Annotated in this window: 4 protein-coding genes; 1 reads left to right on the forward strand and 3 read right to left on the reverse strand. The window is 44.6% G+C overall.

Going from position 1 to position 5,237, the window contains the following annotated elements:
• Positions 1 to 78: 78 nt before the first annotated feature.
• From AB4371_RS10840 to AB4371_RS10850, 3 genes are all read right to left on the reverse strand, one after another.
• Complete coding sequence (locus tag AB4371_RS10840) at positions 79 to 999, reverse strand: YeiH family protein (protein ID WP_102320180.1); 921 nt, start codon at positions 997 to 999, stop codon at positions 79 to 81.
• Between the two features lie 146 nt (positions 1,000 to 1,145).
• Positions 1,146 to 3,020: an MFS transporter gene (locus AB4371_RS10845; protein WP_102320179.1), complete on the reverse strand. Its 1,875-nt coding sequence runs from the start codon at positions 3,018 to 3,020 to the stop codon at positions 1,146 to 1,148.
• Between the two features lie 17 nt (positions 3,021 to 3,037).
• Positions 3,038 to 3,628, reverse strand: a complete 591-nt coding sequence (locus tag AB4371_RS10850) for a TetR/AcrR family transcriptional regulator (protein WP_004736110.1) — start codon at positions 3,626 to 3,628, stop codon at positions 3,038 to 3,040.
• 196 nt (positions 3,629 to 3,824) lie between these two features.
• Between AB4371_RS10850 and AB4371_RS10855 the strand changes: the two genes are divergently transcribed.
• Complete coding sequence (locus AB4371_RS10855; RefSeq protein ID WP_017060179.1) at positions 3,825 to 4,733, forward strand: Tim44 domain-containing protein; 909 nt, start codon at positions 3,825 to 3,827, stop codon at positions 4,731 to 4,733.
• Positions 4,734 to 5,237 lie beyond the last annotated feature (504 nt).

The raw sequence follows: 5,237 nt of genomic DNA on the forward strand, positions 1-5,237 counted from the left end.
CCTCCTCCTACTCGATTTCTGCTCGCTAACCCGAGTGTCTAGGTAACCAGACAATCATCTAAAGTGTTTATTTGCAGGCTAGGCGAGAGTTAACCACGCCAATGAACCTGTCGAGATCATGACCCACATTGTAATACCAAACATCAATGGTTTCGGTCCTGCTGCTTTTAACTTCTCAACTGAAATACCACAGCCAATTAAGAACAAACACACCACCAGTGCTCGCTTAGACACATCAAAGATTCCTTGATAAACCATCTCAAATTGTGGCAGTAAGTCACTCACCGCAATAGCGGCGCAATAGAAGAAAATGAAGTAGGGAACCGTAATCTTCTTTTGATCGTTCTTGAAGATCATCGCACTAATTAAAGCGATTGGGATGATCCAAAGTGCGCGAGCGAGCTTCAATGTTGTCGCTGTCGTCAGTGCTTCTTCGCCATACGCTGAAGCTGCACCTACTACAGAAGACGTATCGTGAATCGCAATAGCTGCCCAAGTACCAAATGTTTGTTGGCTGAGTTCAAGCGCGTGACCAATCATCGGGAATAAGAATAGAGCAACCGAGTTCAACACGAATACGGTGGCTAATGCCAAGCCAATCTGTTCATCGTCTGCTTTGATCGCGGGTGCCACTGCTGCTATCGCGCTACCACCACAAATCGCGGTACCAGAAGATATAAGATAGCCCGTAGTGCGGTCTAGCCCCATTTGTTTCGCCAAGAACCAACCAATGACTAATGTACCGATAATCGTCGTTACAATGAGCCCAATACCATCGCCTGTTACTGCTAATGCTTTTTCAAACTGAATACCAAAACCCAAGCCAACAATAGAGTAGGCCAGTAGCTTTTTGGTAAGTTTGCCGACTTCCAAGTGTTCAGGGACTAATCCTAAACTAGCAAGCAGGAAACCGATAACCAGGGCTGTCGGTGAGCTAACCCAAGGCGTTAAGCAAAACAGTGCAGCAAGATAAAATGGAGCGGACTTTTTTAGATTCATTGTATTTAGAGTCTTGTTTTGTTGTGGCGTTATTGTGATGAGACCACTATACGTTCAATAAAATGATAAGTAAGTCTAAATGAATTGAACAAACGTTAAGGAAAACTTAACGCTTGTTCAACTGATATGAATAAAGGGCTGGTTAACTAGCGTAATGATCCGCGAAGGTCAGAGACTGACTGTCGAAGCGTTTCACAAGAGGCTTGTTTAGGTGAAATCGGCTCGCCAGCTTCTATCTCTAGCTTAGTCCAGAAGCGAGTGGGTAACCCTTTGCAGGCACGGCCTTTGTAACGACTAAAGTAGCTACCCCATAATCCTTTAAGAGCCATAGGAATCACTGGGACAGGGGAGCGTTTGATGATCAGCTCCATACCACGCATGAACTCAGCCATTTCGCCATCAGAGGTGAGCTTTCCTTCTGGGAAAATACACACGATGTGACCTTCATGCAGGGCACGCTCTACTTCTTTGAAAGCGTTTCGAATCGAGTTGCGGTTGGTCGCGGAGATTGGAATCACCCCAGCTCTTTTCAAGAAGCGTCGAATTGGCGGCAACTTGGTGTAATCCTCTTCCATCACAAAACGGATCAAGCGAGGGCAAACCGCACTCAGCAGCAGTGCATCCATATAACTCACATGGTTGCAGACAATCAACGCACCGCCCTTTTCTGGCAGGTGATGTAAGTTCTTATGTTTAACTCTGTACATGGTGTGAGTGACCACCCACGTAAAGAAGCGGAAAGCGTAGATAGGCACCTGATAAAACAGGTACAGCATCACCAAAGTGTTGCCCACTGCGAGCAAGATAAACAGCTGCGGAATTGAAAGATCTAGAACACTAAGGCAAACAATACCTAATACCGCACTTCCCACCATGAACAGTGAGTTGTAGATATTGAGCCCGGCAATCACTTGGGCACGCTCGTCGGGCTTGGCACGTAACTGCATCAGTGAATACAGAGGAACAATAAAGACACCGCCAGAGATACCCAGAAGCAGAAGGTAAGCAAACAGTGGCCACAGCTCTGAGTAGGTTACGAATTGATGGAAAGAACTAAAGTCAGGCAAAGACTCCGGGATGGATATCGCCATCAGAAGACCGAAGATCGAGATACCTAAGCTGCCCATTGGCACGATGCCGATTTCAATTCGGTGATTAGATAACTTATCACAAGCTAAAGAGCCGATTGCAATGCCTACCGAGAATAGTGCCAGTAAAAAGGCGACGGAGCTTTCAGTGCCGTTTAGATGCAGTTTAGTGAAGTTGGGAAACTGAGTTAGGTAAGCCGCACCAAGGAACCAGAACCAGCTGATAGACATCAGAGCTTGAAAGGTCGGGCGATCTTTTTTTGCAATCGCCAGTGTCGCGCGGGTCAGTTTTACAGGTTGCCACTTTACTTTAAGGTCTGGTGCATTACTTGGCGCTTGTGGGATAAACCAGCTTGATACATAGCCAAGCACGGCGAACGAAACAATACACACCGCAGCAATGAGCTTCGCGCCTTCTTCAGATGCAATGATGCCTGCGCCGAGAGTACCAATCAGGATCGCTAAGAATGTACCTGTCTCGACGAGAGCGTTACCAGATACCAGTTCTTTTGTTTCTAATTGTTGTGGAAGCAGGGCGTATTTCACCGGGCCAAAGAAAGCACTCTGCGTTCCCATAAGGAACAGGAGCAGAAGTAATATTCCGTAGCTTTCGTAGATGAATCCGATCGCACCCAGTGACATGATCACTACTTCGAGGAGCTTAACTTTACGGATAAACCACGATTTTTCGTATTTGTCGGCCAGTACACCAGCCAAAGCTGAAAATAGGAAGAAGGGCAGAATAAAAAGGCCAGCGGCCAAATTAATGAATAGATTGCTGGAAATAGGCAGCGTGTCTACGCTTGCGAAAGCAACAAACAGTAACAGGACATTTTTGAATATGTTGTCGTTAAAGGCTCCTAGAAATTGGGTAATAAAGTAGGGTAGGAACCTTTTTTGCGTTAACAGCGAAGATTGGCTGCTGTTGTTCATTGTCTTTCCTTGGATGATTACCAGTTGGTTAAGTAGTTTGAGACTAGGTTATTGATCAACTCTTTACCATCGATAGGCTCAGAGGCGAAAAATTTATCATCAACGCTAAGTAGAGTAATTCCATGTACTCCAGACCATAATACACGGCTGGCTTTAACGACTTCGCTTTCAGTATGTTCAGGAGCAATCGCGATTAATAGTTGCTCTAGCATACCTGTCATTCTATCGATACGGTTCGATTGCCATTCAGGAAGGTTTTCACCGTTCATGTTGTGCTCAAAGATAAGCTGCCAACGGTGAGGGTGTTTTTGTGCAAAATCGTGGTAGCAGTAGGCAAGGTTGAATAGAGCTTGCTGAGGATTGCTCGATTGTTCAACTGCTACAGCAGATTCTGACGCCAGTTCATCTAATGTTTGAGCAACAACATGCAGTAGCAATAGGTTGTAGTTGCCGAATACATTCACCAAGGTACTTGGAACATAACCAATCATATTGGCGATTTTACGTAGACTTAGCTCGTGATAAGAGTGCTCTTCTAAGAAGTCGGTCACCGTTTTTAAGGTTAATTGCACTAATTGTTCGCGAGTATGATCGTTTCGTCTTGCCATGGGTACTTTCTATTAAATGAACATCGTTCAATATTTTAATGCTGCCCCAGAGTGCCGTCAATCCCTTCGCTAGTTTAGTAATCAATTAATAGCCGCAATATTATGATACATGTGTAAACACGGTGAATATTTCATTGTTCTTTGTTAACGAGTATGATTAAGGTGTCGAAAGATAAAAAACCTATAAAGGATAATAATGAAACGATTTTTCTCACTAGTCGCGATCCTGTTGGTAACAGTCGCGGTGACGCCAATCGCGGAAGCGAAAAAGTTTGGTGGTGGTAAGTCATTTGGCAAAAGCTTTAAAACGGCTCCAGCACCAAAACAACAAAACACGAATTCGATCCGTCAAGATCAAACAGGTAAGAACACAGCAGCTAACTCTAGCAAGAAAGGCCTTATGGGCGGTCTGCTAGGTGGTTTACTTGCTGGTGGTCTTTTAGCTGCGTTCTTTGGTGGCGCATTTGAAGGTATCCAGTTCATGGATATTCTGATTATGGGTCTGATTGCTTTCCTAGCGTTTAAATTCCTACGCGGAATGTTGGGCGCGAAGCAGGGCTCAATGAATCAGCAGAATGCACGTGGCCAACAGCCAGCATTCGGCGGCATGGGTCAGAACAAGTTTGAACAACCTAAGCAACAACCAAATGTTCATAACTTCGAGCAAGCACAACCTCAATCACAAGGCACTGCTGGTGGTTTCGGTTTTGGTGCACAAAGCGATGTTCCACATAACTACCCACCGGGCTTTGATCAAGCGGCATTCATCAACGGTTCTCGTGAGCACTACCGTACACTGCAAGGTGCATGGAACCACAATGAGCTAAACACGATTGAAGAATACGTATCTCCAAGCCTATTTGAAGACCTAAAAGCTGAGCGTAATAAGCTAGACGGTGATCAGCACACAGACGTAATGTACGTTGATGCTGAAATCGTTCGCGCAGACCACGATGGTAGCAAAGCACAGCTAAGCCTTCAGTTTAGCGGTCGTTACCGTGACACAGCGGATGGCGTTGAAGAAGATATCACTGATATCTGGCACCTAGAGCGTGACCTAACAACTAACAATGCACCTTGGTTAATTGTTGGTATTCAAGGTTAATTCCAGGATTTAACTCAACATCAATAGGATGTAGTTATTCGGAATGACACCAAATAATAGAAAGCCCCTGCTGAGAATCAGCAGGGGCTTTTTTGCGTTTAATGATATGTATCTTAGTTAAAGATTGGATTAACCTGAGACTAACTAACTGATTTTATTTGGATGTAATGAGTAATGACAAAGTTCTTTGAACCCGTATTGGAGCCTGAGGTTACTTTGCAGCAGAAACAGATAATTGCGAACGAATGCGAAGAACATATATCGACCCATTGTTTAGGCTGCGCTGCTTATCTGGCTTGTGAGCGTCATGCAGAAGTATGGGATCACTGATGTTTGAATGGGCTAGATCGCTTAGTTATTTGTAGGAGCGGGTTAGTGTTTAGGAAGTTGAGGGTTGTTTTAGAAGACACGTTTAGTAAGAGATAAAGCTCAGAAACGAAAAAAGCCAACTCAATGAGTTGGCTTTTCGATTTTCCAATTAAGGAGAATATGGTGGAGGGAGAC

Origin of the sequence: Vibrio sp. 10N.261.51.A3 (assembly GCF_041471965.1) — a bacterium.
Taxonomy (GTDB): Bacteria; Pseudomonadota; Gammaproteobacteria; order Enterobacterales; family Vibrionaceae; genus Vibrio; species Vibrio crassostreae_C.